Annotated in this window: 21 protein-coding genes and 1 pseudogene; 11 read left to right on the top strand and 11 right to left on the bottom strand. The window is 69.8% G+C overall.

Going from position 1 to position 24775, the window contains the following annotated elements; genetic code table 11:
- The 5 genes from AC3WPZ_RS15165 to AC3WPZ_RS15145 all read left to right on the top strand — a co-directional run.
- Nucleotides 1-753 (top strand): ABC transporter substrate-binding protein (locus AC3WPZ_RS15165; RefSeq protein WP_492440352.1); only part of this gene is annotated, 753 nt, incomplete at its 5' end.
- Nucleotides 754-765: 12 nt separating this feature from the next.
- Nucleotides 766-1452: an ABC transporter permease gene (locus tag AC3WPZ_RS15160; RefSeq protein WP_291118723.1), complete on the top strand. Its 687-nt coding sequence runs from the start codon at nt 766-768 to the stop codon at nt 1450-1452.
- 13 nt (nt 1453-1465) lie between these two features.
- Nucleotides 1466-2179: an ABC transporter permease gene (locus AC3WPZ_RS15155; protein ID WP_291118681.1), complete on the top strand. Its 714-nt coding sequence runs from the start codon at nt 1466-1468 to the stop codon at nt 2177-2179.
- Nucleotides 2180-2201: 22 nt separating this feature from the next.
- Nucleotides 2202-3341 (top strand): succinylglutamate desuccinylase/aspartoacylase family protein, encoded by a 1140-nt coding sequence (locus tag AC3WPZ_RS15150; RefSeq protein ID WP_382158117.1) that lies wholly within the window; start codon nt 2202-2204, stop codon nt 3339-3341.
- Between the two features lie 26 nt (nt 3342-3367).
- Complete coding sequence (locus AC3WPZ_RS15145; RefSeq protein ID WP_444686519.1) at nt 3368-4168, top strand: ABC transporter ATP-binding protein; 801 nt, start codon at nt 3368-3370, stop codon at nt 4166-4168.
- A gap of 5 nt (nt 4169-4173) precedes the next feature.
- On the opposite strand, the gene AC3WPZ_RS15140 is transcribed toward AC3WPZ_RS15145, so the two are convergent.
- Together AC3WPZ_RS15140 and AC3WPZ_RS15135 are read right to left on the bottom strand one after the other, a co-directional pair.
- Nucleotides 4174-6687 carry a penicillin acylase family protein gene (locus tag AC3WPZ_RS15140; RefSeq protein ID WP_492440350.1) on the bottom strand — a complete coding sequence of 838 codons (2514 nt, stop codon included), beginning with the start codon at nt 6685-6687 and terminating at the stop codon, nt 4174-4176.
- An 83-nt stretch (nt 6688-6770) separates the two neighbouring features.
- Complete coding sequence (locus AC3WPZ_RS15135) at nt 6771-7715, bottom strand: FHA domain-containing protein (protein WP_444686517.1); 945 nt, start codon at nt 7713-7715, stop codon at nt 6771-6773.
- A gap of 330 nt (nt 7716-8045) precedes the next feature.
- Here AC3WPZ_RS15135 and AC3WPZ_RS15130 point away from each other — a divergent pair, with 330 nt between their 5' ends.
- Nucleotides 8046-8381 (top strand): hypothetical protein, encoded by a 336-nt coding sequence (locus tag AC3WPZ_RS15130; RefSeq protein ID WP_382158123.1) that lies wholly within the window; start codon nt 8046-8048, stop codon nt 8379-8381.
- Between the two features lie 16 nt (nt 8382-8397).
- Here AC3WPZ_RS15130 and AC3WPZ_RS15125 read toward each other — a convergent pair whose 3' ends face one another.
- Entirely contained in the window at nt 8398-9396 is a 999-nt protein-coding gene (locus AC3WPZ_RS15125) for an LD-carboxypeptidase (RefSeq protein ID WP_382324698.1), read from the bottom strand.
- Between the two features lie 24 nt (nt 9397-9420).
- On the bottom strand, nt 9421-10812 hold the full coding sequence (gene tadA, locus AC3WPZ_RS15120; protein ID WP_444686516.1) for a tRNA adenosine(34) deaminase TadA: 1392 nt from the start codon (nt 10810-10812) through the stop codon (nt 9421-9423).
- A gap of 124 nt (nt 10813-10936) precedes the next feature.
- Between tadA and nhaA the strand changes: the two genes are divergently transcribed.
- The 3 genes from nhaA to opgC (AC3WPZ_RS15105) all read left to right on the top strand — a co-directional run bounded on the left by nhaA (nt 10937) and on the right by opgC (AC3WPZ_RS15105) (nt 14598).
- Nucleotides 10937-12178, top strand: a complete 1242-nt coding sequence (gene nhaA / locus AC3WPZ_RS15115; protein WP_492440348.1) for a Na+/H+ antiporter NhaA — start codon at nt 10937-10939, stop codon at nt 12176-12178.
- Nucleotides 12179-12203: 25 nt separating this feature from the next.
- The gene (gene opgC, locus AC3WPZ_RS15110) at nt 12204-13346 is read left to right on the top strand and encodes an OpgC domain-containing protein (RefSeq protein ID WP_492440346.1); all 1143 of its coding nucleotides are present in this window, start codon (nt 12204-12206) and stop codon (nt 13344-13346) included.
- 97 nt (nt 13347-13443) lie between these two features.
- Entirely contained in the window at nt 13444-14598 is a 1155-nt protein-coding gene (gene opgC, locus AC3WPZ_RS15105) for an OpgC domain-containing protein (protein ID WP_492440344.1), read from the top strand.
- On the opposite strand, the gene AC3WPZ_RS15100 is transcribed toward opgC (AC3WPZ_RS15105), so the two are convergent.
- The 6 genes from AC3WPZ_RS15100 to AC3WPZ_RS15075 all read right to left on the bottom strand — a co-directional run bounded on the left by AC3WPZ_RS15100 (nt 14573) and on the right by AC3WPZ_RS15075 (nt 21196).
- Nucleotides 14573-15373, bottom strand: a complete 801-nt coding sequence (locus AC3WPZ_RS15100; RefSeq protein WP_492440342.1) for an SGNH/GDSL hydrolase family protein — start codon at nt 15371-15373, stop codon at nt 14573-14575. The two genes, opgC (AC3WPZ_RS15105) and AC3WPZ_RS15100, sit on opposite strands and share 26 nt — an antisense overlap.
- 157 nt (nt 15374-15530) lie before the next feature.
- Entirely contained in the window at nt 15531-16424 is an 894-nt protein-coding gene (locus AC3WPZ_RS15095; protein WP_444686511.1) for a universal stress protein, read from the bottom strand.
- 48 nt (nt 16425-16472) lie between these two features.
- On the bottom strand, nt 16473-17642 hold the full coding sequence (locus AC3WPZ_RS15090; protein ID WP_492440340.1) for an ABC transporter permease: 1170 nt from the start codon (nt 17640-17642) through the stop codon (nt 16473-16475).
- Nucleotides 17639-18826: an ABC transporter permease gene (locus tag AC3WPZ_RS15085; RefSeq protein WP_444686509.1), complete on the bottom strand. Its 1188-nt coding sequence runs from the start codon at nt 18824-18826 to the stop codon at nt 17639-17641. The genes AC3WPZ_RS15090 and AC3WPZ_RS15085 overlap by 4 nt, the downstream gene beginning before the upstream one ends.
- A gap of 8 nt (nt 18827-18834) precedes the next feature.
- Complete coding sequence (locus tag AC3WPZ_RS15080; protein ID WP_382158144.1) at nt 18835-19818, bottom strand: HlyD family secretion protein; 984 nt, start codon at nt 19816-19818, stop codon at nt 18835-18837.
- A gap of 4 nt (nt 19819-19822) precedes the next feature.
- Nucleotides 19823-21196 (bottom strand): TolC family protein, encoded by a 1374-nt coding sequence (locus tag AC3WPZ_RS15075; RefSeq protein WP_444686507.1) that lies wholly within the window; start codon nt 21194-21196, stop codon nt 19823-19825.
- A gap of 317 nt (nt 21197-21513) precedes the next feature.
- Here AC3WPZ_RS15075 and AC3WPZ_RS15070 point away from each other — a divergent pair.
- Both AC3WPZ_RS15070 and AC3WPZ_RS15065 read left to right on the top strand, forming a co-directional pair.
- Nucleotides 21514-22428 (top strand): annotated as a pseudogene (locus tag AC3WPZ_RS15070) (bifunctional enoyl-CoA hydratase/phosphate acetyltransferase); the annotation flags it as partial.
- Nucleotides 22425-23648: an acetate/propionate family kinase gene (locus tag AC3WPZ_RS15065; RefSeq protein ID WP_492440338.1), complete on the top strand. Its 1224-nt coding sequence runs from the start codon at nt 22425-22427 to the stop codon at nt 23646-23648. The pseudogene AC3WPZ_RS15070 and the gene AC3WPZ_RS15065, both read left to right, overlap by 4 nt.
- On the opposite strand, the gene AC3WPZ_RS15060 is transcribed toward AC3WPZ_RS15065, so the two are convergent.
- Nucleotides 23611-24774, bottom strand: coding sequence for an HPP family protein (locus tag AC3WPZ_RS15060; protein ID WP_492440336.1), 1164 nt, complete (start codon nt 24772-24774; stop codon nt 23611-23613). The two genes, AC3WPZ_RS15065 and AC3WPZ_RS15060, sit on opposite strands and share 38 nt — an antisense overlap.
- Between the last annotated feature and the right edge of the window lies 1 nt (nt 24775).

Below are 24775 nucleotides of genomic sequence, written 5' to 3'. Positions count from 1 at the left end.
GCCGCCCCCGCTGCGGCACCCGCCGCCGCTCCCGCCCCGGCCGAGATGCCGGAACTCAAGGTGGCGATCGACCCGACCTACGAACCCTTCACCTTCAAGACCGCCGACGGCAAGCCCACGGGCTTCGACGTCGACATCGCCGAAGCACTGTGCAACCAGATCAAGCGCAAGTGCGTGTACGTCGAACAGGTGTGGGACAGCATGATCCCCGGCCTGCAAGCCAAGAAGTACGACGCGATCATCAGCTCCATGTCCATCACCGAAGAGCGCCTGCAGGTCGTGGACTTCACGGACAAGTACTACTTCACCCCCAGCCGCATCGTGGTCAAGACCGGCACGGCCTACACCGACCCGGCTTCGCTCAAGGGCAAGAAGATCGGCGTGCTCAAGGGCAGCACGCAAGAGAAGTACGCCATGGGTGAACTCAAGCCCGCGGGCGTGAGCATCGTCCCCTACGAAGCCCAGGACCAGGTCTACCTCGACATCAAGTCCGGCCGTCTGGATGGCACCGTGGCCGACCAGGTGGAAGTCAATGGCGGTTTCCTGCGCAAGCCCGAAGGCGCGGGTTACGGCTTCGTCGGCCCCGTGCTGAACGAGGCCAAGTACTACGGCACCGGCGTGGGCGTGGCGCTGCGCAAGGGCGAGACCGCGCTCAAGGACGAACTCAACGCGGCCATCAAGGCCATCCGCTCCAACGGCGTCTACGACACGGTCGCCAAGAAGTACTTCGACTTCGACGTGTACGGCAACTAAGCCGTCCCCGTTTTGTCCGGCTACTTCGCCTCGATCCTGCAGGGCGCCCTCCTCACGGTGGGCGTTTCCCTGGCCGCCTTGCTGGTGGCCATCCTGCTGGGCCTGCTGGGCGCGGTGGCCAAGCTCTCCGGCCGCCCCCTCCTGGTGGGGCTGGCCACCGTCTACACCACGCTGGTTCGGGGCATCCCCGAGCTGGTGCTGATGCTGCTGATCTTCTACGGCGGCACCATCGGTCTCAACCACCTGCTGGCTGCGTCGGGCAGCAAGGGGTCGGTGGACATCAATCCCTTCCTCGCCGGTGTGCTCACCATCGGGTTCATCTACGGCGCCTACATGACCGAGACCTTCCGGGGCGCCATCCTTTCGATTCCGAAGGGCCAGATGGAAGCCGCCTGGGCCTTCGGCATGGGGCCGGTGCGCACCTTCCTGCGCATCACCGCGCCGCAGATGGTGCGCTACGCCCTGCCCGGCTTCACCAACAACTGGCTGGTGCTGATCAAGGCCACCGCGCTGATCAGCCTGATCGGCCTGAAGGAAATGACCTACCTGGCCAAGCAGGCCAGCGCGGCCACCCGCGAGCCCTTCACCTTCTTCCTGTTCGCCGCCGCGCTGTTCCTGATCTACACCTCGGTGTCGCTCTGGGCGCTGCGCCGGCTGGAACGGCGCTTCAGCCTCGGCGTGAAACGCGCCCACACCTGATGGACACCCGCACATGAAGTGGGAAGTCATCTTCCAGCCCGCCAACCTCGCCATGTACGGCGAGGGCCTGATCACCACCTTGTGGCTGCTGCTGTCCTCGCTGGGCGTGGGCGCGGTGCTCGCCCTGCTGTTCGCGCTGGCCCTCACCAGTTCCATCGCGCCGCTGCGCTGGGTCGTCGGCGCCTACACCTATGTGATCCGCGGGACGCCGCTGCTGATCCAGCTCTACCTCATCTACTACGGCCTGGCGCAGCTGGACTGGATCCAGGCGCGCTGGAACGACGTCTGGCCCTGGACGCATTTCAAGGAACCGTTCTTCTGCGCCCTGCTGGCCTTCAGCCTGAACACGGCGGGCTACACCGCCGAGATGCTGGCCGGCGCCATCCGCGAAACCGCCGCGGGCGAGATCGAGGCCGCCCAGGCCATGGGCATGAGCCCGGCCATGGCCATGCGCCGCATCGTCCTGCCCAGCGCCATGCGCCGCACGCTGCCCGCCTACAGCAACGAGGTGGTGATGATGCTGCACGCCACCAGCCTGGCCAGCACGGTGCCGGCCATGCTGGACGTGACCGCCGCCGCCAGCCGCATCTATTCCGACTACTACCTGCCGTTCGAGGCCTACATCTTCGCGGCCGCGATCTACCTCACCATCACGTTCAGCCTGGTGGGCATGTTCAAGCTGGCCGAAAGGCGTTTCCTGGCCCATCTGGCCCCGCGCGGGCATTGAGCGCCGAGAACCAGGCCGCCCCATGCAACGCATCGAGTACCCCCTGCTGAGCCCCAGCCTGGGCAGCCAGAAGACCCTTGTGGGGTTCCACTTCGGCACGCCCGGTGCCCGGCCCAAGGTCTACATCCAGGCCAGCCTGCACGCCGAGGAACTGCCCGGCATGCTGGTCGCTCACCACCTGCGCCAGCAGCTGGAAGCCGCCGAGAAGGCCGGGCCGCTGCGGGGCGAGGTGATTCTGGTGCCGGCGGCCAACCCGATCGGCCTGAGCCAGCGGCTGAACCATCGGCCCCTGGGCCGCTTCGAGTTCGACACCGCGCAGAACTTCAACCGGCACTACCCCGACATGGCCGCCGCCGTGCTGACCGACGCCATCCCCCGCATGGGCGCGGACGCGAAGGCCAATGTGGCCACCGTGCGCCAGCTGGTCGGCCAGTGGCTGAACCAGTGGCAAGCGACCAGCGAACTCGACAGCCAGCGCCGGCAGCTGCTGCTGCTCTCGCACGACGCCGACCTGGTGCTCGACCTGCATTGCGACACCGAAGCCGTCATGCACCTGTACAGCGAAGAGGCCTGCTGGCCACCCTTCGAACCGCTGGCGCGCCTGCTGGGCTGCCAGGCCGTGCTGCTGGCGAAAGAATCGGGCGGCGGGCCGTTCGACGAACGCCTCTCCGGTCTCTGGTGGCAACTGGCCGCCGCCTTGCAAGCCGCGGGCGTCAAGGCCCCCCTGCCCCAGGCCTGCGCGAGCACGACGGTGGAGCTGCGCGGCGAAGCCGATGTCTCGCACGACCACGCGCGCCAGGATGCGCAAGCCATCCTCGCCTTCCTGGCGCACGCCGGTGTCCTGCATGCCGGCGCGCCGGCGACGCTGCCGCCCCTGGCCTGCCAGCCCACGCCGCTGGCGGGTTCGCAGACGCTGCGCTCGCCCGTGCCCGGTGTGCTGGTCTTTCTCGTGCAGCCCGGCGCCACCCTGGCGGTGGGCGACGTGGTGGCCGAGGTCATCGACCCCACCGCCCCGGCGGCCGCGCGCGTGCACGAAGTGCGCGCCGAGGTGGCCGGTGTGCTGTACGCCGCCGTGCGCGAACGTTATGTGGTTTCGGGCGGCGAGGTCGGCAAGATCGCTGGCGAGACGCCGTTCCGCTCGGGCGACCTGCTGGGCGCCTGAGTTTTTCTTTTCATCGGGCATCGAACATGACTGCAGAACCCACCGCCAACCGAACGCCCGGCCGCCCTCTTCTGGAGGTGCAGGACATCCACAAGCGCTTCGGCGCCAACGAAGTGCTCAAGGGCGTCTCCCTGCAAGCCAATGCGGGCGACGTGATCAGCCTGATCGGCAGCTCGGGCTCGGGCAAGAGCACGCTGCTGCGCTGCATCAACCTGCTGGAGCACCCCAACAGCGGGCGCATCGTGCTCGGTGGTGAAGAGCTGCAGCTCAAGGCCGACCGCCACGGCGAACTGCGCGCGGTCAACGCCGCGCAGCTGCAGCGCCTGCGCACCAAGCTGGCCATGGTGTTCCAGCACTTCAACCTCTGGGCCCACATGACGGTGTTGCAGAACATCATCGAGGCGCCGGTCAACGTGCTGGGCATCCCGAAAGACAAGGCGGTGGAGACCGCGCGCCGCTACCTGGAGCGCGTGGGCCTCAAAGGCGTGGAAGACCGCTACCCCTCGCACATGAGCGGTGGCCAGCAGCAGCGCGTGGCGATCGCCCGCGCGCTGGCGGTGGAGCCGGACGTGATGCTGTTCGACGAACCCACCAGCGCGCTCGACCCCGAACTCGTGGGCGAGGTGCTGCGCGTGATGAAGCTGCTGGCCGAGGAAGGCCGCACCATGGTGGTGGTGACGCACGAAATGGGCTTCGCGCGCGAGGTGTCCTCGCACCTCATCTTTCTGCACAAGGGCTGCATCGAGGAACAGGGCGTGCCCAAGGAGGTGCTGGCCCGGCCCAAGAGCGAACGGCTCGCGCAGTTCCTCTCGGGCAACCTGAAGTAAGAGGCTCAGGGCGCGGCCGGCGGCCGCAGTTCCAGCGTGCTGCGCCACTGCGCCGGCTTCATCGTCAGCACGCGGTACTGCACCGCCACCCAGGTGTCGCTCATGTCGCGGTAGCGGCCCGAGAACACGTTGCCGCTCTGCCCTGTCTGGTAGATGAAGCGCGAGTTGTCCAGGTCCGCGAGGTCGTAGACCGCGCGCAGGCTGGCCGCATGGCGGTTGGCATAGGGTGCATCGGCCTTGTCCAGGTGGTACTGCCCCACGTTGACGGTGAAGGGATCGCCCCCTGTGGGCGTGCGCACGTCGAAGAGCGCCGCCAGCGGCTTCACGTTGCCGAACGGGCGGTGGGCCGAGATCGCCGGGTGGGCATCGCCCCATCGCCAGGCGGCCACGTCGCTGCCGTGCACGGCCTGCAGCTTGTTCAAGGCGTCCGTCAGGGCCAGGCCGCTGGCCGCCGCGCAACCCGCCGCGCCGCACCAGCTCGCGTCGTCGCGCTCCAGAATGCCTTCCACCGCGTTGCGGAACAGGCGCTTGCCGTACATGCCTTCGAAGCGCGCCTGGCCCACGCGCTCGCCCACCACGCGGCGCGTGAAGGCATCAACCCAGGCGCTGTAGATCAGCGGCGCGGCGGCATCGGCGCGCATCTCGCCCTTGAAATCGCGCAGCGCGGCCTGCGCGGCCGCCGCCAGCGGGTGGTCCGACGCGGCTTTCTGCAGGAACGGCAGCAGGCGCACCGTGGCGGCCGATTGCTGGTCGGCGTGCATGGCGCGGAACGAGTCCAGCGTGTGCTTCGGGGTCTGCGCCAGCATCGCTTCGATGCGCTCCTGGCGGTAGGGCGCGGCCCAGTCCTGGGTCAGGAAATGCGGGTAGTCCGCGGCGTGGATGCGCTGGTTGGCGGTGGCGATCCAGCCGCGCGCGCCATCGTCCTGCGGCGTCTCTTCGTAGGGCAGCCAGCCGGCCCAGTCGTAGCGCAAGTCCCAGCCCGGCGCCGGTGCGACGCCGCGGATGTCGTTCTCCGGCGCGCGCAGGGGCACGCGGCCCGCGGCCTTGTAGGCGATGCGCCCCGTGCGGTCGGCCATCACCACGCTCTGCATCGGTGAATGGAAATCGCGGAACGCCTTCTGGAGTTCGTCGACCGATTGCGCGCGGTTCGACTCCAGGGTGGCGACCACGTTGCGGTTGTCGGCGTCCAGCGCGGTCCAGCGCAGCGCGAGCACGAAGCGGCTGGTGTCCATCACCTCGCCATGGCGCGCCTGCGCATCGCTCAGCACCGGGCCGTGGCGGGTGCTGCGCACCATGTGGCTCACGTCGGGCTGTCCCTTGACCCGGATGGTCTCCATGCGCAGGCCGAAGTTGGCCCAGGCCGGTTCACCGGAGGGGGACGGCACGCGGTACTGCGCGGGGTTGGCGGGGTTGATCTGCTCGAGGTAGAGGTCCTGCACATCCGGGCCGGTGTTGGTGAAACCCCAGGCCACCTGCTGCGTGCGGCCGAGCACCACGAAGGGCGTGCCGGGCAGCGTGGCGCCCATCACGTCCATGCCCTTGATGCCGTCGGCATCGGGCGCCTGCAGCCGCGCGAAGTACCAGATGGCGGGCGCGCTCAGGCCCAGGTGCGGGTCGTTGGCCAGCAAGGGCATGCCCGAGGCGGTGCGCGAGCCGTTGACCACCCAGTTGTTCGAGCCCTTGCCCTCGATGTTGCCCAGCTCGTCGGCCCAGCGCTGCAGGTCCGCGCCGATCTGCCCGCGCGCCGAGGCGACGATGCCGGACGCGGCCGGCACCTCGGCCTTCGAGGTCGTGACCGGCTTGCCCCGGTAGACGCCCAGTTCGCGGTAGAGCTTGGCGAGGTCGGCCGTGGCCGCTGGCTGCTCGCCCGGGTACGGCGGGAACAGCTCCCACAGGGCCTGGGTGTCGATCGCCTCCAGCGCGGTGAACCGGGCGAACTCGTTGCCCCAGTTGCCGCCCAGGTCCAGCGCCATCATGAGCGACCAGGCCACGCAGTCGACCGGGTCCCAGTAGCGCCCCGCGGCCGCTTCTTCGCGCGGGCTGATGCCCAGCAGCAGGAACTCGGGCGAAGGCAGTTGTTCGCTGTGGGCGAAGAAGGCGTTCACGCCGTCGCTGTAGGCCTGCAGGGCTTCGCGGGCCTCGGCTGGCAGGGTTTCCAGCTGCTGGCGCGCGGCCTGCCGGATGCCCAGCGTGCGCATGAGCTTGTCGGTCTCCAGCGTGGTCGGGCCCAGCACCTCGGACAAGGTGCCGCGCATGATGCGGCGGTTGAACTCCAGTTGCCAGCCGCGCTCCTGCGCATGCACGTAGCCCATGGCCATCCAGGCGTCGCGCGGCTTGCCGGCCAGGATGTGCGTGACGTCGCTCGCGTCGCGGTGCACCTTCACCGGCGCGGACAGCCCACCCAGGTTGAGGCTGCCCTCGGTTTTCGGCAGGCTGCGCCAGGCATAGAAGGCGGCCAGCGCGGCGGCGAGCACCACCAGCAGCGACAGCAAGGCAAAGAGTCGTTTGATCCAGCGCACGAAATGTCCCCACTCATTGTTGTGATCCCGACGGCACGCGGGTGTCCCGTGCGCCGCCTTGCGGCCTTCCCTGCCGCGCCTGCTTATTTCTCGATGCCGATCGGCCCGATCGACATCTGGCCGTCGACCAGCCGGAAGCGCACCGTGGGCGCGCTGAAATCGCTGAAGGGCGCGCCCATGGCGATCTCGCCGTCGCTGTGCAGCAGGCACTCCTGGCGCCGCAGGGCGATCACGTTGTCGCCCGCGCCGAAACGCACCCAGGTGCCGTAGCTGCTGATGTCTTCGAGCACGTAGTTGCCCGAGCGGATGTCGATGCTGGCGTGCATGCGCGAGACGCGCGGGTCGCTCACCACGAAATCGGCCTCCGGCACGCGGCCGATCTTCATCGGCAGGTCGGTCAGGCTGAAGGCCTGCGTGGTGTCGAGCCAGGCCAGCTCGAAGCCTCCGAACACGGACTCCTTCATCGGGCTCAGGGCGTGCAGGTCGGCCGGCAGCGTGAGGAACTCGGACAGCATCTCGGGCTGCCACTCGACGCGGAACACCTCGCAGGGCTCCACCCGGCCCTTGATGCGCATCGGCCCCAGGCTGCGGCTGCGCACGCCATGGCGGGGGCCGAGTTTGCGGATCACGGTGTCGGTGGCCATGATCTGTTCGGGGCCGGCCAGGTCGCTCAGGCGCGAGGCCACATTGACCGCGTCGCCGAAGCAATCGCCATCGACCACCACGACCTGGCCGCGCGCCATGCCGATCTGCATCATGAGCTTGAGGCGGTCAGGCCACTGCATGACGCGCTTGGCGTGCTCCTGCTGGATCAGCACCATCGCATCGACCGCGTTGCGGTTGTTGGCGAACGACATCAGCACGCCGTCGCCCAGCATCTTGACCACCGTGCCCCCGTTCTCCACGCCCATGGAGCCAATCCACTGGGTCAGCTTGGTGACGGCCTTGGTGGCGCGGTCGTTGCCCAGTGTTTCAAACACCGAGACGCTACCCGTCAGATCCACGAAAGCAATTGTCAGTTCGGCCATAGGAGAGAAGACATATCGGCTGGATTACAACACACCACCCAATGTATGAAGGCGTGTCGGAAAACCGCCGTTTCGAGCCCTCGAAAGCGGGCCCTGGCGGTTGAAAAAAAGTGCACCCGACCCGGCCTGCTCGATGGCGCTACGTCGATGCAAATTGTTAACGAATGCGTAAGAAGGTATTACACACCTCATGGAGTCAATCAAAAACCGACGATAAACATATGATTTATTTGTTGTTTTTTGAGTGTTGTCAAACATTCCCGATTGCACATCCCCGCGCTCGCGACGTATCCTGTATCCAATTAGTACAAAGTCGTTGAGGCCACTTCCATGCGCTGGTTCAAACCCGGTATCCGCAACAGCATTTCCGCCCTTCTCAGCCCCGAGACGCGCAAGGACTCGCCCGAGTCCCTGGAGCCGGTGCGCGAAGCCATGCTCGCGGTGCTGGGCGAAGAAGGCGCCAAGGCCAACCCACAGCTCACGCGCAAGCTGAAGTACCTGCACGATGCTCACGCCCTGTGGTTCGCACGCGCCGAGATGGTGGCCGTGCTGAGCCAGTTGCACGGCGAGGCGCTCGCGGTGCACCGCGTGCAAAGCCTCTCGCCGGTGTTCCAGGGCCTAGTGCCCAAGAGCCTGATCGACGCTGGCCGCTCGCGCAGGTCCTGATCTCCCCGCAAGGCCTTCAGCCCCAGTAGATCAGGGCATCGCGCCCTTCCACCATCAGATCCACCTTGCGCCCCACGGGCAGCAACACCTTGGTCGGCACGTGCCCGAAGGGCAGGCCCGTGAACACCGGCGTCTTCGTGCGCGTGCGCATCCAGTCGATCACCGTCTGCAGCTTGAAGCCCCGGTCGTAACCCGGCACCAGCTTGAAGCGGTTGAACGAGCCCATCAGCACCGCCTTCTGCTGGCCGATGATCCCCGCGTTGAGCAACTGCGTGAGTTGGCGCTCGATGCGGTACGGGTGTTCGTTCGCGTCCTCCAGGAACAGGATGCCGCCTTTGACCTGAGGCAGGTAAGGCGTGCCCACGAGCGCGCAGATCACGTTGAGGTTGCCGCCCCACAGCGTGGCGCCGCGCAGCCGGAACACCGGCGCTGCCTCGCCGTCCTTGCGCGGGGCCGCCTTCGCGTCCGACACCGGCAGCCGCCAGCCCGAGCCTTCACCGTGGCCCACGAGCAGGTCGTCGAAGCAGGCTTCCATGATGTCGTCCGGCACTTCGGCGCCGAAGTCCTCGCCCAGTGCCGGGCCGCCCCAGGTGACGGCACCAGTCTTGGCCAGCACCGCCATCTGCAGCGCCGTGAAGTCGCTCAGGCCCACGAACTGGGTGCCGCGCTCGATCGCCTTGGCGATCTTCTTGAAAGGCAGGTCGCCCACGATGCGCGTGAGCCCATACCCCCCGCGCGAAATCAGCGCCACGTTCGCGCCGCTGGCGGTGGCGCGCTCGATGGCGGCCAGGCGCGTGGCGTCGTCGCCCGCGAAGCGCATGTGGCTGCTCAGCGCCGCCTCGTCGATCTCGACCTCGTGGCCCAGCGCCTTGAGCCGCGCCACGCCGCGGCGGAACGCGGCCTTGTCGCGCACCGCGCTGGAGGGCGAGTAGATGTAGATGTGCTTGGTGCCGTGGTGGTGGCTGTGGTTGCAATCGGGGCTGCAGGCGGGCGTGTGCGTGTGACCGTGGCTCATGGTGTTGGGCGAAAAAGGGCTCGATTATCCGGGTGCGGGCGCCGCGAAATGGCCCACGGCGGCTTCGGCGATGGACTGGCCATGCTCCTGCACGAAGTGGCCGGCTTGCGGCAGTCGAAGAGGCTCGGGGCAATGGCGGATCTGCGCGTGCAGGGCCTGCATGACGGCATCACCGAGCACCGGGTCCTGCTGGCCGATGGCCATGAGGCTCTGCCCCCGCCATTCGTGGGACCAGAAGTTCCGCGCCTGCCGGCTGATGGCCGCACCCTCGTCGTCGGCGTGCTCGGGCACCATGGGCGGGAAGGCGCGCAGCGCGGCGCGGTGACCCCGATCCGGAAACGGCGCGTTGTAGGCCGCGCATTCGGCCGGTGACATCTGCGGGTTGCCGCGCGCGAACAGGCGCGCCACGTCGAACTCGGGGTTCTGCGCGCACATGTTGCGCCAGGCCACGAAGCCGGGCGACAGCGGGGCCTCGCCGGTGGCCAGCGTGGTGTTCATCACCAGCAGCCCCCGGTAGCGCTGCGGCGCGGCCATGGGAAGGGTCAGGCCCAGCAGCCCGCCCCAGTCCTGCACCACCAGCACCACGTTGTGCAAGTCGAGGCGCTCGACGAATTCCAGCAGCACCTGGCGGTGCCAGGTGAACGAGTGCGCGCCGTCCTTCTTGGGCTTGTCGCTGCGGCCGAAGCCGATCAGGTCGGGCGCGACCACGCGCGCACCGCTGGCCAGGAACACCGGGATCATGTGGCGGTAGAGGTAGCTCCAGGCCGGGTTGCCGTGCAGGCAGAGCCAGGTTGTAGGCGCGTCCTTCGGCCCTTCGTCGAGGTAGTGCAGGCGCAGGCCGCCGAGCGCGGGCAGATCGCTCACATACCGCGGCGCCCAGGGGTAGCCCGGAAGGTTCTGGAAACGCTCGTCGGGCGTGCGCAGGGCATCGTCGCGCAAGGGATGCAGGTTCACTCGGCGCTCCTTGAAAAAACCGCGCAGCAGTTGCGCCCCCTCCTCGGCCAGCACACCGCCTTGCACGGTGGTCTGGTGGTTGATCCGGGCATGCCCGAACAGATCGAGCACCGAGCCCGCCGCGCCGGTCTTGGGGTCGGCCGCGCCGAACACCACGCGGGCCAGGCGCGCATGCAGCATGGCCCCGCTGCACATGGCGCACGGCTCCAGCGTCACGTAGAGCGAACAGCCATCGAGCCGGTAGTTGCCCAGCGCCTGCGCGGCGGCGCGCAAGGCGACGATTTCGGCGTGCGCGGTAGGGTCGTGGCCGTCGATGGGGGCGTTGCGGCCGGTGGCGATCACGCGGCCGTCCTTCACCACCACCGCCCCCACCGGCACCTCACCGGCCTGGGCCGCGGCTTGGGCTTCGGCCAGCGCCAGGCGCATGAAGCGGGCGTCGTCGAAAACGGGCGTGTCGGGCATGCGGCGAGTGTAGGCCAGGGCCCATACCCCATCGGGTAAAATACAGGGCTGGGTGTTCGCGCTGCCTGTCGCAGCGAAACAGGTTCAAGCGCTGGTCGGGCCGCCGCGCGGAGTTGATACGTCCATGAATCGAGCCCCTTCCCGGCAGACCCTGCCGCGCGCCCAACTTGTTGCCGACCGCGCATTCGCCGCCCTCTCCCGTTTTCTCCACATCGAAGCCGTCAGTGGTGTCGTGTTGCTGCTCGCGGCGGCCATCGCCCTGATCTGGGCCAACTCGCCCGCCGCCGCCAGCTACCACGCGCTCTGGCATGCGCCCCTGACCTTCGGCATCGGCCCCTACGTGTCGGTGCAATCGCTGCACTTCTGGATCAACGATGCCCTGATGGCGGTGTTCTTCCTGGTCGTGGGCATGGAGATCCGGCGCGAGATCCACGAAGGCGCGCTCGCCAGCCTCCCGCTCGCCGCCCTGCCCCTGGCCGCCGCGCTGGGCGGGGTGCTGGTGCCAGCGCTGATCTATGTCGCGTTGAACACCGACCCCACCACGCTGCGCGGCTGGGCCGTGCCCACCGCCACCGACATCGCGTTCGCCGTCGGCGTTCTGGCCCTGCTCGGCCGCGCCATTCCAGGCAACGTGCGCGTGCTGCTGCTGGCCCTGGCCATCATCGACGACATCGTGGCGGTGCTCATCATCGCGGTCTTCTATTCGGGCGGGCTGGACTTCAGCGGCCTGTTGGTGGCCGGCCTGGGCATCTTCATGGTGCTGGGCCTGCAGCGCATCGGCATCGGCTCGGCCTGGGCCTACGTCGTGCCCGGCGCCGTGCTCTGGCTGGGCCTGCTGCAGACCGGCGCGCACCCCACGCTGGCGGGCGTGGTGCTGGGCCTCATGACACCCGTGCTGCCGGTGCGCCTGCGCGGCGAGGCCCCGGTGACCCGCGTGCAAAGGGCGCTGCACCCTTGGGTGGCCTACGCTGTGATGCCCCTGTTCGCCCTGGCCAATGCGGGCGTGACGCTCGACGGCGTGGACCTCGCCTCCGGCAGCGCGCAAGCCGTCACCCTGGGCGTGGTGCTGGCCCTGGTGCTCGGCAAGCCGCTCGGCGTGCTCGGCGCCAGCTGGCTGGCCGTGCGCCTGGGCCTGTGCCGCCTGCCCGACGGCGTGACCTGGTCCGGCGTTGGCCTGGTCGGCCTGCTGGCGGGCATCGGCTTCACCATGTCCATCTTCATCGCCACGCTGGCCTTCGACGATGCCCAGTTGCTCGGCGCCGCCAAGCTGGGCGTGCTGCTGGCCTCGCTGCTGGCGGCCGTGCTCGGCCTGTCCTGGGGTTTTCTGCAGGCCTGGCGGGCCCGCCGCAGCGCCCCTCTGGCATGATCGCGGGTTCTACTGGTTTTCCCTGATGCCACACGCCCCGCAACGCCGCTGGGAGCTCGACGCCCTGCGGGGCCTGATGCTCGTCCTGATGACGCTGACCCACATGCCGACGATGTACTCGTTGCCATCGGGCCAGCCGTTCGGCTTTGTCTCGGCGGCCGAGGGCTTCGTGTTCCTCTCGGCCTTCATGGCCGGCCGCGTCTACGGCCGCCGCGCCCGGCGCGATGGCCTGCCCGCCATGCAGGCCGCCTTCCATGAACGGGCGCTCAAGCTCTACCTCTGCCAGCTGGGCCTGCTGCTGCTGGCCTTCACCGTCATCGCCTGGCTCGGGGTGTTCAACCGGCAGGGCGGCGTCACCGGCCTGCTCGAATTCTTCTTCATCGACCCGCAGGCCGCCGTGGTCGGTGCCGCCTTGCTGCTGCACAACCCGCCGCTGCTGGACATCCTGCCGCTCTACATCTTCATGATGCTGGCCAGCCCCTGGCTGCTGCGCCACGGCCTGCGACACGGCTGGCTCGGCGTGCTGGCCGTCAGCGGCCTGCTCTGGCTGGGCGAACAGTGGGGCCTGGGCCGGGGCGTGCACGACCTGGTCGTGGCGCTGACCGGCCTGCCCATCCCGTACAAGGACATGGGCGCCTTCCACTGGCTGGCCTGGCAGGCCCTGTGGGTCGCGGGCCTGTGGCTGGGCGCGCGCGAACAGCCCTGGCCGCGCCTGCCGGGCTGGGTGCTGGCGCCGGCGGCCGTGTACGCCGGGGCCATGCTGGCGTGGCGCCACATCGCGGGCCAGGACCCGCTGCCCTGGCTGCCCGCCGTGGGCCTGCTGCTCGACAAATGGTCGCTCGGGCCCATGCGCGTGCTGAACTTCGCCAGCGTCTTCGTGCTGCTCATGGCCGCCGGCCCCTGGCTGGTGCGCGTGCTGCCGCGCCCGCACGCGCTGGAGCTGCTGGGGCGGCACTCCCTGTCGGTCTTCTGCGCCCACATCGTGATCGCGCTGTTCACCCTCGCCTTCTTCGGTTCGACCCAGGTGGTGCGCCCCTGGACCACGGACGTCGCTCTGCTGCTGGCCGCGTTCGCGGGCCTGTTCGCGGTGGCCATGCTGGTGGAGGCGCGCGAGCGCGCCGGCCGGCGCCCCGGCGTCTTCTGGCGCGCGCGTTCCCAGGCGCAGTGACGCGCCTCCCCATACCGGGGAACTTTGCGAGGCTTTGCGGCCCCGATCAGGGATCGAGTCATCTGGCAGGCACGCCACCTGCCCCCGCACCACCGCCATGAGCCAGGACGATCGCCAGTGGGAACTGGACGCCATGCGCGGCTTGATGCTCGTGCTGATGACCCTCACCCACCTGCCCACGAAGCTCGCGGACCCGCTGGGTCAGCCGCTGGGCTATGTGTCGGCCGCCGAAGGCTTCGTGCTGCTGTCGGCCTACATGGCCGGCCGTGTGTATTCCACCAAGGCCGACACGCAGGGCGCGGAGGCGATGAAAAACGCCTTCTTCAACCGCGCGCTCAAGCTCTACGCCTGCCAGCTGGCCCTGGTGCTGTTCGCCTTCACCGCCATCGCCGGCCTGGGCCTGGCGCTGCGCGAAGGCGCCGTGACCGACCTGCTCGCCTTCTTCCTCGAACGGCCGGTGGTCGCCACCCTGAGCGCCGGCCTGCTGCTGTACAGCCCGGCGCTGCTGGACATCCTGCCGATCTACATCGTCTTCATGCTGCTCAGCCCGCTGGTGCTGCTGCACGGCCGGGAGCACGGCTGGCGCGCGGTGATGGCGCTGAGCCTCGCGCTGTGGTTCGGCGCCCAGTTCGGCCTGGGCCCGGCGCTCTACCAGATGGTCTTCGGCTGGTTCGACATGCCGGTGCGCTACCGCGACATGGGTGCCTTCGAAATCTTCGCCTGGCAGTTCCTGTGGACCATGGGCCTGTGGATGGGCACCGAGCACAGCCGCCCGGACCACACCCCCACGCGCTTTCCGCGCTGGATGGTGCGCACCGCCCTGGCCCTGGCGGCCTGCGCCTTCCTCTGGCGCCACGCCGTGGGACAGACGCCGATGCCCGATGGCTCGGTGGTCAACCTGATGTTCGACAAATGGCACCTCGGCCCATTGCGCCTGATCAACCTGCTGGCCCTGCTGGTGCTGGTGATGCATTTCGGCCCCTGGCTCAAGCAGCACCTGCCGCGCTGGCGGCCCCTGGAAACCCTGGGCAAGGCGGCCTTGCCGGTGTTCTGCGCCCACCTGGTGGTGGCCCTGCTGGCGCTGGCCGTGTTCGGCGCCACGAACCCCGCCAGGCCCTGGTCGGTGGACCTGCTGATCCTGTTCGTGGGCTTCTACGCCCTGTGGGTGGTGGCCCGCGTGTCGCTCGGCCGGGATCGCCGCGCCGCGAAAAACGCGGCCCGCCTCGTCAGCCCTTCAGGTGCAGGGCGATGATGCGCTGCCACAGCGCATAACCTTCGGCGTTGAGGTGCAGCCGGTCGCCCAGGAACAGCTCCGGGCGGGGCTGGCCGTCGGCGCCGAGCATGGAAGAGAACACGTCGATGAAGTCCAGCTGCGGCTCGGTCACGCTGTAGGCCTTGATGAGCTCGTTGGTCTCGCGCACCGACGCCATCAGGCCCGCGCGCGACGGGCTGGGCTTGATGGAGACGAAGGCGATGCGGCTCTCGGGCAGCTCGGCCTTGACCGCGCGCACGAAGGCCGTGAAACGCTCCAGCACGTCGCGCGGCGTGGCGCCTTCGGACAGGTCGTTCTCGCCCGCGTACACCACCACCATGCGGGGCTTGTAGGGCAGCACCAGCCGGTTCACCAGCTTCACACAGTCGAGCAGCTGCGAGCCACCGAAACCGCGCTTGATGACCACGGGCTGGTCGGCAAAGCTGGTCTCCAGGTCGTTCCAAAGGCGGATCGACGAACTGCCCACGAAGACCACGCCGCCCGGTTGCGGCGCCTGCTTCAGGTCGGCGGCGGCGAAGGCCTCGAAACTCGAACTCCAGCGCGGGTCGATCGCCGCCAACTTCTGGGCGACCGGGGGAACCACCACGGTCGGGCTCGCGGGCGCGGCCACCGCCAGCTGCTGGGTCGCCGGGGCCAGGGAAGGCGGGGGTGTTTCGGCCTGCGCGATGGCCAGGGAGCCGATGCCCAGCGCACCGGCCAGGGCCAGTTGCAGCGGCAGCGAGAAGCGCAATGAACGGTGGGGCAATGGGTGCAAGGCGGTCAGGGAGTGGTGGGGGCGCAGAATGGACAGCACCGCTCGCGGAAAGTTCAGACACCACCAGTGTAAATATCGGTATCGGGCCGGTCCACCCGGACGCCCCGAACTGTTGTCCTGACGCCCCAGACGGGCCCGTTCGTCGGAGCCGCTGGACTCAGGCGGCCTCTGGTGGCACCACCAGCACGTCGTTTTCGGCCATTTCCAGCACGCGCTGCGCCACGCTGCCCAGCAGCAGGCCGAGCACTCCACGGCGCTGCTGCGTGCCCAGCACCACCAGGTCCGCCGGGTGCGCCAGCCCATGGGCGTGCAGCAGCAGGCCCGTGTCGCCATGCTCCAGCCAGGTGCGCAGGCGCAGGCCCACATCGCCGGGCAGTTCGCACGACTGGATGAAGGCCTCGGCCTCGCGTTCGGCCTGGGCCAGGCCGTCGGCGCGCACCTTGGTGGTGTCCACGCCGCCGATCGCGGGGTACGGGTTGTCGAACGCGTGGAACAGCGTGAGCTCCGCCTGGGGAAAGAGCGCGGCGGCGGTGCGCAGGGTGTGGCGCGACGCGGGCGAAAAATCGCTGGCCACGATCACGTGGCTGTAGGTCGCGCGCGGCCGGTTGCGCACCACGAGCAAAGGCACGGGCGAGCGGCGCGCCAGGGCATCCACCGTCGAGCCCAGCACCACGCGGCTGAGCGCCTCGTTGCGCGCCACACCGGTCACGATCAGGCCACTGCCCTCGGCCGTGGCCACGGTGAGCACGGTGTCGGTCACGGCGCCCTGCTCCACCCGGGGCACCAGCGGCAGGTCACCGTCCTCGCCCGCGAGATCGGCGCGCAGCCGCTGCTCCACCATCGCCCGGCGCGCGGTGCCGCCGCTCAGGCCCGATGCGCGCGACAGCACCGAGGTGGGCGCCTCGGCCGGCTCGGGCTCGACCACCGTCAGCGCGACCAGGCGCGCGTCCCACTCGCGCGCCAGGCGCACGGCGCGGTCCAGGGCGCGGTCGCTGCGGCTGCTCAGGTCGGTGGCCAGCAGGATGTGGCGCGGGGTGGCGGGTGTGCTCACGCGAAAGCTCCTTTCAAGGTGACCGGCACGCGGAGCGGGCCGTCGGGTTCAGACCTTGGAAGATACCAAACGGTCCTCGGCGCGCCAGCGCCACAGGCCCGCCGCCGTCGACACCAGGCACACGGCGGCCAGCGCGGCGGCCTCCGCCGCCACCTGGGCCAGGCCCGCGCCCAGCTGGTTCAGCGCGATGAAGCCCTGCACGCCGGCGGTCGAGGGCACGAGCCAGCGCAAGGCCTGCAACGCCGGTGGCAGGGCTTCCACCGGCCACGACAGGCCGGTGAGGAACATGAACGGCAAGGCCGTGCACAGCAGCAGTTGCACGCTGCGCTCGCGCGTGCGAAAGAGGCTGCCCAGCAGCATGCCCAGCGCCGCGACACAGAGCGCGAACAGGGCCGCGAACAGCAGCAGGCCGCCGAAATTGCCCGCCCGGGGGTAGTCCTGCCACCACAGCACGAAGCCGAAAAAGTACAGGCTGTTGGCAAAGGCCACGGTGGCGAAGGCCAGCAGCATGCCGAAATAGGCGGCGCTGCTGCGCCGCACCGGAAAGGCGCCGCGCTCGCGCCAGGTGCCGAACAGCAGCGTGATCGCCAGCAGCAGCGTCTGCTGGATGATCAGCACCGCCACGCCAGGCACGATGTAGGCGCCATAGCCTTCGCGCACGTTGAAAAGAGCCACCGCATTGACGTTGACCGGTTGCCGCTGGGCCATGGCCTGGGCGGCCGAGGGCGTGCTGGCCGCCAGCCGCTTGAGTTCGATGCCGGCCGAGACCGTGCCCACGGCCTCGGCCAGGCCGTTGAGCGCCACCTTGTTCATCATCATGTACACGCCGTTGCCGCTGATGTCGACCTCCGCCCGGCGACCGCTCAGCACCTTGCTCTCCAGCCCGGGCGGGATCATCAGCACACCGGCGATCTCGTTCTTCCAGAGCAGGTCCTGCGCCTCGCGAAGGTCGGGCGTGACCCGTCGAATGTCCACGGCGGGGTGCGCCGCGACGTAACGGGTGATCTGGCGGGAGATCGCGCTGAGGTCCTGGTCGACCACCGCGACCGGCACCTGCTGCACGCTCTCGCGCGAATAAGGCAGCGGATAGAAAAACGAGTAGACGATGCCGCCCACGAACAGCAGCATGATGGCGCCGACATCGCCGAGCATGGCGCGCCAGGTCGCCACGAAACTGCCGATCAGGCTGGCGGGCCCCGGCGATGGACGGCCGCTCATGTGCGCCCCCAGGCCGAGGGTTGGCCCGCCCGCTGCTTCAGGATCAGCAGCCCGGCGCCGCCGGCCACCACCGCAAAGCCGAGCAGGACCAGGGCATCGCCCACGCCATAGGTCCAGGGCGCGCCGGCCAGCCAGTGTTTGCCCTGCAGCTGCAGGTAGTGGGTCAAGGGCAGCGCTTCGGCCCAGGCGCGCGCCAGCGGCGGCATGGCGCTCAGGGGATAGCCCTGGCCCGAAAAGGCAAAGGCCGGCGCGGTGACGAAGGCCGCCGCCGACAAGGCGTTGCGCAGCGTGAGGGTGACCGCGATCATGAGCAGGCCGAGACCGAGGTAGGCGGCGATCAACAGCCACAGGCCGACGACGATCATCGCGCCGCTGCCTTCGATCGCCCACCCGCGCACGAAGCCGAAGAACACCACGAACAACACCGCCTGCACGGCAAAAGCCAGCGCGGGGATCACCAGCTTGCCGGCCACCGCCGTGCCCCAGCGGCCTCCCGCGCTCTCCAGCCACTGCGGCACGCTGCCCGCGCGCAGCTCGCGGCCGACCGCGGTGATGGCCGCGAGCGCCACGAAGATCTGCAGCATGGACGGGATCAGCGCGAGCACCAGGAAGGACTCGTAGTTCGCGTTCTCGTTGTACAGCGTGCCCAGCCGCAGGCGGATCGGCTCGAACTGCTCCGCGGCCTGCGCCGCCGAGGCGCCGCGCTTGCCGCGCGCCGTGATCTCGATGCCGGCGCTCAGCGTGGAGACGGCGGTGCGCACGTCGCGGGTCAGGCCGCCCGCGTGCACCGAGAACTGCCCGTTGTAGAACCAGGACACGGTGGCCGAGCGCCCGGCCCCGATGTCGTGCTGGAACGAGGCCGGAACGACCAGCAGCCCATAGGCGTGGCGCTCGCGCAGCCAGGCCGTGGCCTCGGCTTCGCTCCCGACCGCCGCCGCCACACGCACCCCCGGCGACCCGTCCACCAGGCGCAGCAGCGAGCGCGACAGGCTCGACTGGTCCCGGTCGATCACGACGATCGGCAGGTCGCGCGCGATGCCGGCGGCGAACATCCACCAGATGAGCAGGCACACGCCCAGCGGTATCCAGGTGAGCATGCCCAGGTCCCAGGCATCGCGCCGCAAGCGTTGCCACTCGCGCCGGACCACGGGGCCGAAGCCGGTCGCGTTGGCGGTGGTCTCCACGGGCGGGCTCAGGGTGCGGGGAAGACCACGCTCATGCCCGGTCGCAGCTGCGCCACCGGACTGGCTGGGCGCAGCCGGATCTCGAAGGTGCGCAGATCGGTCCCACCCGGTCGCGCGGCGCGCCAGGTGGCGAAGTCGGGCAGCACGCCCACCGACGACACCACCAGTTCGATGCTGCGCCGCAGCGCCGGCACCTCGGCGGTGTGCCGGCTGCCCACCGCATAGTCCGCCATCGCGTCCTCGCGCACCTGCAGCACCGCCCACACGTCCTGCAGGTTGACCAGGGTGATCACCGGGAAGCCCTGCGGTGCGATCTCGCCGGGCTGGATCTGGATCTTGCTCACGTCACCGGCGGCGGGCGCCGTGATGCGCGTCTCGGCCAGCGCCACCTCCGCTTCCGACAGCACGCCGCCGACCTGCTGGGCCTGGTACTGGGCGGCCGCCTTGTCTTCCGGGCGCGCGCCCTTGCGCGCCATCTCGTACTGCGCCCGCGCCGCATCGGCCTGCTGCTGGGCCGCCCGCCACTGGGCCAGGGCTTCGTCGCGCTTCTGCCCGGACAGGATGCCCTCGGCGAACATGGTCTGCACCCGGTCGTGGGTGGTCTTGGCCAGTTGCGCGCCGGTCTTGGCGCGCTCCCAGTTCAGGCGCGCGGCCTCGACCTCCTCCGGCCGCGCACCGGCATTGGCCTTGGCGGCCACGGCCGAGGCCGCCGCCTCGGCGGCGCGCGCCTGGGCGATCTTGGCGGCCACTTCCGGGCTGTCGAGTTCGAACAGCAGATCGCCGGCCTTCACGGTCTGCCCCAGGTGCACATGCACCGTGCCGACGCGGCCAGGCACCTTGGACGACACATTGATCTCCTGCGCCTCGATCTGGCCCTGCAGCGGCAGCGGCTGCGGCGTGAAGGCCTTCCACAGCCCCCACGCGAGGAAGGCGACGACGGCCACACCGAGGATGGCGAGAAGGACGCGCTGGACTTGGGAGGGCATGGGCATGGGCTTACTCGGCTGGGGGAGCGATCTTGATGTCGGCGTTCTGCGCGAATTCGGCCAGGCGCTGGGGTTGGCCGCTGGCCTCCAGCAGGCGGGCCAGGGCCATGACGTAGTCGTAGGCGGCCTGCACGCGCTCGGTGTCCACCTTGAGCAGGTTCAGGCGCGCATCGGTCAGGTCCAGCGAGGTGCTCTGGCTCTGCTGGAACGACACCGTCTGCAGGCGCAGGTTCTCGCGGGCCAGGCGGATGGTCGAATCCATCGACAAGAACTGCGCGCGGGCATTCTGCAAGGCCCGCCACTGGCTCTCGATCAGGGTCGGTACGTCGCGCTGCGCCTGCTCCTCCAGGGCGCTCACGCGCTGTTGATCAAGGATGGCGGCCTCTTTCATCTTGCCCCGGTCGATGCGGTCGATCAGTGGCACCGACACCAGGATGCCCACCGCCCAGTTGGGCTGCACCAGCTTGTCGCTGCTGCGGTTGAAGTTGTAGTTGCCGATCGCCAGCACCGTCGGCAGCTGGCCGCCGGTCTGCAGCTTCAGGGCCTGGTCGGCCTGAGTCCGCTTGCTCGCGATCTTGTCCCAGGCGGGGTTGTGGGCGAGCCCCGCGTCGATGAAGGACTGCAGCGTGCCCACCGATGCCGAGTTGACGAACAGCGGCGTGGTCAGCGGCGCGGGCGAGGCCGCGCCCAGCAGGCGCGTCAACGCCACCTGCGCGATCTCGAGGTCGCTCTGCGACCTGGCCAGGTCGCGCCGCGCGCCGTCGAGCGCCACGTCGGCTTTGAGCCGCTCGGCGGTCGCGATCAGGCCGGTCGCCTCCAGGCGCTGCGCGGCGCGCTGGTGGTCGGCGATGCCCTTGGCCGCCGCGCTGCGCAACTGCACCGCGTGCGTGGCGAGCTGCAGCGAGAAATACCGCTGGGCGACGGTGGTCGACATCTTGTCTTCGACGTCCCGGGCCTCGGCCCGGGCCTCGTCGGCCTTGCCCGCTTCCAGCCCATGGATGGCTTCGAGCCGGCCGCCGGTGTAGATCGGCCAGTTGGCGCTCAGGCCCAGGGAATGCAGGTTGAAGGTGCGGTTCACCGACACCGCGTTGGGAATGGGCGGAATGGACAGGCCGCCGGGCACGACCGACCCCAGCGAGCCCGCGGCATTGGCCAGCGGCGAGGTGTCGAGGTTGAAGGTGGTGGCGACCCGGCCCGAAAAGCCCGAGAGCGACAGGGCCGGGCCCCCCAGGTGGGCCAGGGCCTCGGCCTTGAGGTCTTTGGCCTGCACGTCCATGCGCGCGTTGCGCACCTGGCCGGACGCCTCTTGCGCCTGTTGCAGGGCCTGCGCATAGTCCAGCCCCTGCGCCAAGGCCGGTGCGCTCAGCGCGAGCAGAGCGGCCACGGAAACAAGGCTTCGCCAGTGGCGTGAAAAAGGCTTGGTCATCGGGACATTTCGCAGCGATGAAGGCATGTTGGACTGGCTGTAGAAAGTACCGGTGCCGCCCGTTGTTCCCTGCGAGAACACCCCACCCAGGCGGCGAAACGAACATACCACAGCCACCCCGCTGGCGGCCTCGATGCCCTCGGGTGGCATTAGGGAGGTGCCTCCATGGCGGGAGCGCATGCCATCATCTCCATGGCCCCGCCTTCCCGCACCAGGACCCGCCTGACATGAAGCTCCCCGACACCCCGCCAGCCCACGGCGTGCAACTCACCCCCGAAGGCCTGCCCCGCCTGCTGGCACAGGCCGGCGCGCTCGGTGCCATCCGCGTCGCGGTGGTGCACCCCTGCGACGAACTCAGCCTGCGAGGCGCGCTCGATGCGCGAGACGCCGGCCTGATCGAGCCGGTGCTGGTCGCGCCGCGAGCGCGGCTGGAAGAACTGGCCGCGCAAGCCGGCCTGGACCTCTCGGGCCTGGGCATCGAGGACGTGCCGCACAGCCACGCGGCGGCCGCGCGCGCCGCCGAACTGGCCGGGCGCGGCGAGGTCGAGGCGCTCATGAAGGGCAGTCTGCACACCGACGAACTGCTCGGTGCCGTGCTGCCCGCCTCGGCCGGCCTGCGCACCAAGCGCCGCCTGAGCCACTGCTACCTGATGCAGACGCCCGCCTACCCCCGGCCCTTCATCATCACCGACGCGGCCATCCACATCGCGCCCACCCTGGAGGAAAAGGCCGACATAGTGCGCAACGCGATCGAACTCGCCCACACCATCGGCATCGACCTGCCACGCGTGGCCATCCTCGCCGCGGTGGAGACCATCAACCCGCGCATGCCCGCCACGCTGGACGCCGCCGCCCTGTGCAAGATGGCCGACCGCCGCCAGATCACCGGCGCCCTGCTCGATGGCCCGCTGGCCTTCGACAACGCCATCTCGCCCGAGGCCGCGCGCGTCAAAGGCATCGATTCGCCCGTGGCCGGCCGTGCCGACGTGCTGGTCGTGCCCGACCTGGAAAGCGGCAACATGCTCGCCAAGCAGCTCGAGTTCATGGGCCATGCGGCCAGTGCGGGCATCGCCATCGGCGCGCGCGTGCCCATCGTGCTCACCAGCCGCGCGGATTCGCGCGCCACGCGCCTGGCCTCGTGCGCCATCGCCGTGCTGCTGGCGCACCGCTACCGGGTCAGCCGACCATGAGCGGCATGGTGCTCGTGCTCAACGCGGGTTCGTCCAGCATCAAGTTCGCCCTCTTCGACGCCAGCGGCCCCACCGTGCCGCGCGAGCCGGCCTGGAAAGGCCAGGTGCGCGGCATCGGCGCGCCGCAGCCCACCACCGCCGACACCGACACCCCCGAGACCGCGCTGGCACTGGACCCCGCACAGCCCTACCACGAGGCCCTGGCGCACATCCTGCGCCGCGTGCGCGCCCACCTGGGCGCCACGCCACTGCGCGCGGTGGCGCACCGCGTGGTGCACGGCGGCCGCCAGTACTTCGACCCGGTGCGCGTGGACGCGGCCGTGCTGGCCGATCTTCAAAGCTACATCCCGCTGGCGCCGCTGCACCAGCCCTTCGCGCTCGACGCGATCCAGGTGCTGCTGGCCAGCGACCCGCGGCTGCCGCAGGTGGCCTGCTTCGACACCGCCTTCCACCACACCCTGCCCCAGGTCGAGCAGATGCTGCCCCTGCCCTACGCGGCCTGGGAACGGGGTCTGCGGCGCTATGGCTTTCACGGCCTGTCCTACGAGTACCTCTCGGTGGCGCTGCCCGAGCGGTATGGCGAGCTGGCGAAGGGCCGGGTGATCGCCGCGCACCTGGGCAGCGGCGCGAGCCTGTGCGGGCTGCAAGGCCTGCGCAGCCTGGCCACCACCATGGGCTTCTCGGCGCTGGACGGCCTGATGATGGGCACGCGCACCGGCTCGCTCGATCCCGGCGCGGTGATCTACCTGATGGAGATCGAGAAGCTCAGTCTGGAAGACGTGGGCCGCGTGCTGTACCACGAGTCGGGCCTGCTGGGTGTGTCGGGCGTGTCGTCCGAACCGCGCCGGCTGTTCGCCGAGGAGGACCGCGACGACCTCACCGGCGAACGCGTGCGCGCCGCGCTGGCGCTCTACGTGCGGCGCATCGTGCGCGAGATCGGCGCGCTGGTGGCCGTGCTCGGCGGCTTGGATCTGCTGGTGTTCACGGCCGGCGTGGGCGAGCACAGCGCCGAGATGCGCCGCCGCATCTGCCGCGACCTGGGCTTCCTGGGTCTGGCCCTGGACGAGGCGGCCAACGAAGCCAACGCCGCGCTCATCTCCGCACCCGGCAGCGCGGTGGCGGTGGCCGTCGAGCCGACCAACGAGGAATGGATCGCCGCGCGGCACGCCGCCGCGCTGATGCTCAGTCCGCCGGCCGCGCCACCTGGTGCAGCGCCCTGACCAGGTCCGACTCGGTGATGATGCCGGCCAGCCGGCGCTCGGTGTCGATGATGGGAATGTGGTGGTGCCCGCCTTCCGAGAACAGCGGCACCAGCTCGCTCACGTGCCGGTGGATGCTGGCCACACGCACCTCGCGCGTCATCAACTGGCCCACCACCTCCGGTTTGTCCGAATGCACCGTGCCGCTGCGCCGCATCAGCGCGCGGAAGCGGTCGCCGATGCCCTCGTGCCGGTCCAGCTCGGCGTGCCGCATGAAGTCCGACACCGTCACGATGCCCACGATGCGCCGCGCCCGATCCACCACCGGCAGCGCCTTGATGCGGTGCTGGCGCATCAGGCCCCAGGCCTCGCGCAACGGGGTGCCGAAGGACACCGCGATCGGCTCGGGCGTCATGATGTCGCCGCAGCGCAGGCTGCCGAAGTTGCGCTGGTAGGCCGCCGACTCGGCGTGGTGCAGCAGCTCCTCCAGGTCGTCGCGGCTCACGTCCAGCACCTGGTTGTAGTGCGCCAGGGCCGCGTCCAGGTCGGCCGCGCTGAAGCGGGCCGGCGCGGCGGTCGGCTCGTGCGTGGCCCGCACCTGGGCGTGCGGGTAGCGCCGCCCGCTCAGGCTGTTGTAGACCACACCCGCCACCACCAGCAGCAGCGAGTTCACGAACATCGGGAAAGCCGCGAAATGGAAACCCACCGCGCCCAAGGAGGTCAGCAGCGCGGTCGCGCCGCCCGGCGGGTGCAGGCAGCGCAGCGCGAACATGAGCGCGATCGCCGCCGCCACGGCCAGCGCCGCCGCCCAGGCCGGGTCGGGCACCAGCATGGCGCAGGCCGCGCCCACCAGTGCCGAGAGCGTGTTGCCGCCCACCACCGACCAGGGCTGCGCCATCGGGCTCGCGGGCAGCGCGAACACCAGCACGGCACTCGCGCCCAGCGGCGCGACCAGCCAGGGACCCATGGCATTCGCCCCCGCCCACCAGCGGCTCACCAGGGCCGTGAACAGGATGCCCAGGCCCGCCCCTGCCACGCTGCGCCAGCGCTCGTGGGCATCGACGCGCACCGGCGCCGGCCAGAACGCCGCGAGGAAACGGATGGCGCCTTCGAAGCGCGCGACGGGAGGCTGGCCATCGGGGTTCAAT

The sequence above is a fragment of the Hydrogenophaga sp. FW305-3-2-15-A-LB1 genome, assembly GCF_058787875.1.
This window is presented reverse-complemented; position numbering and strand designations above follow the sequence as displayed.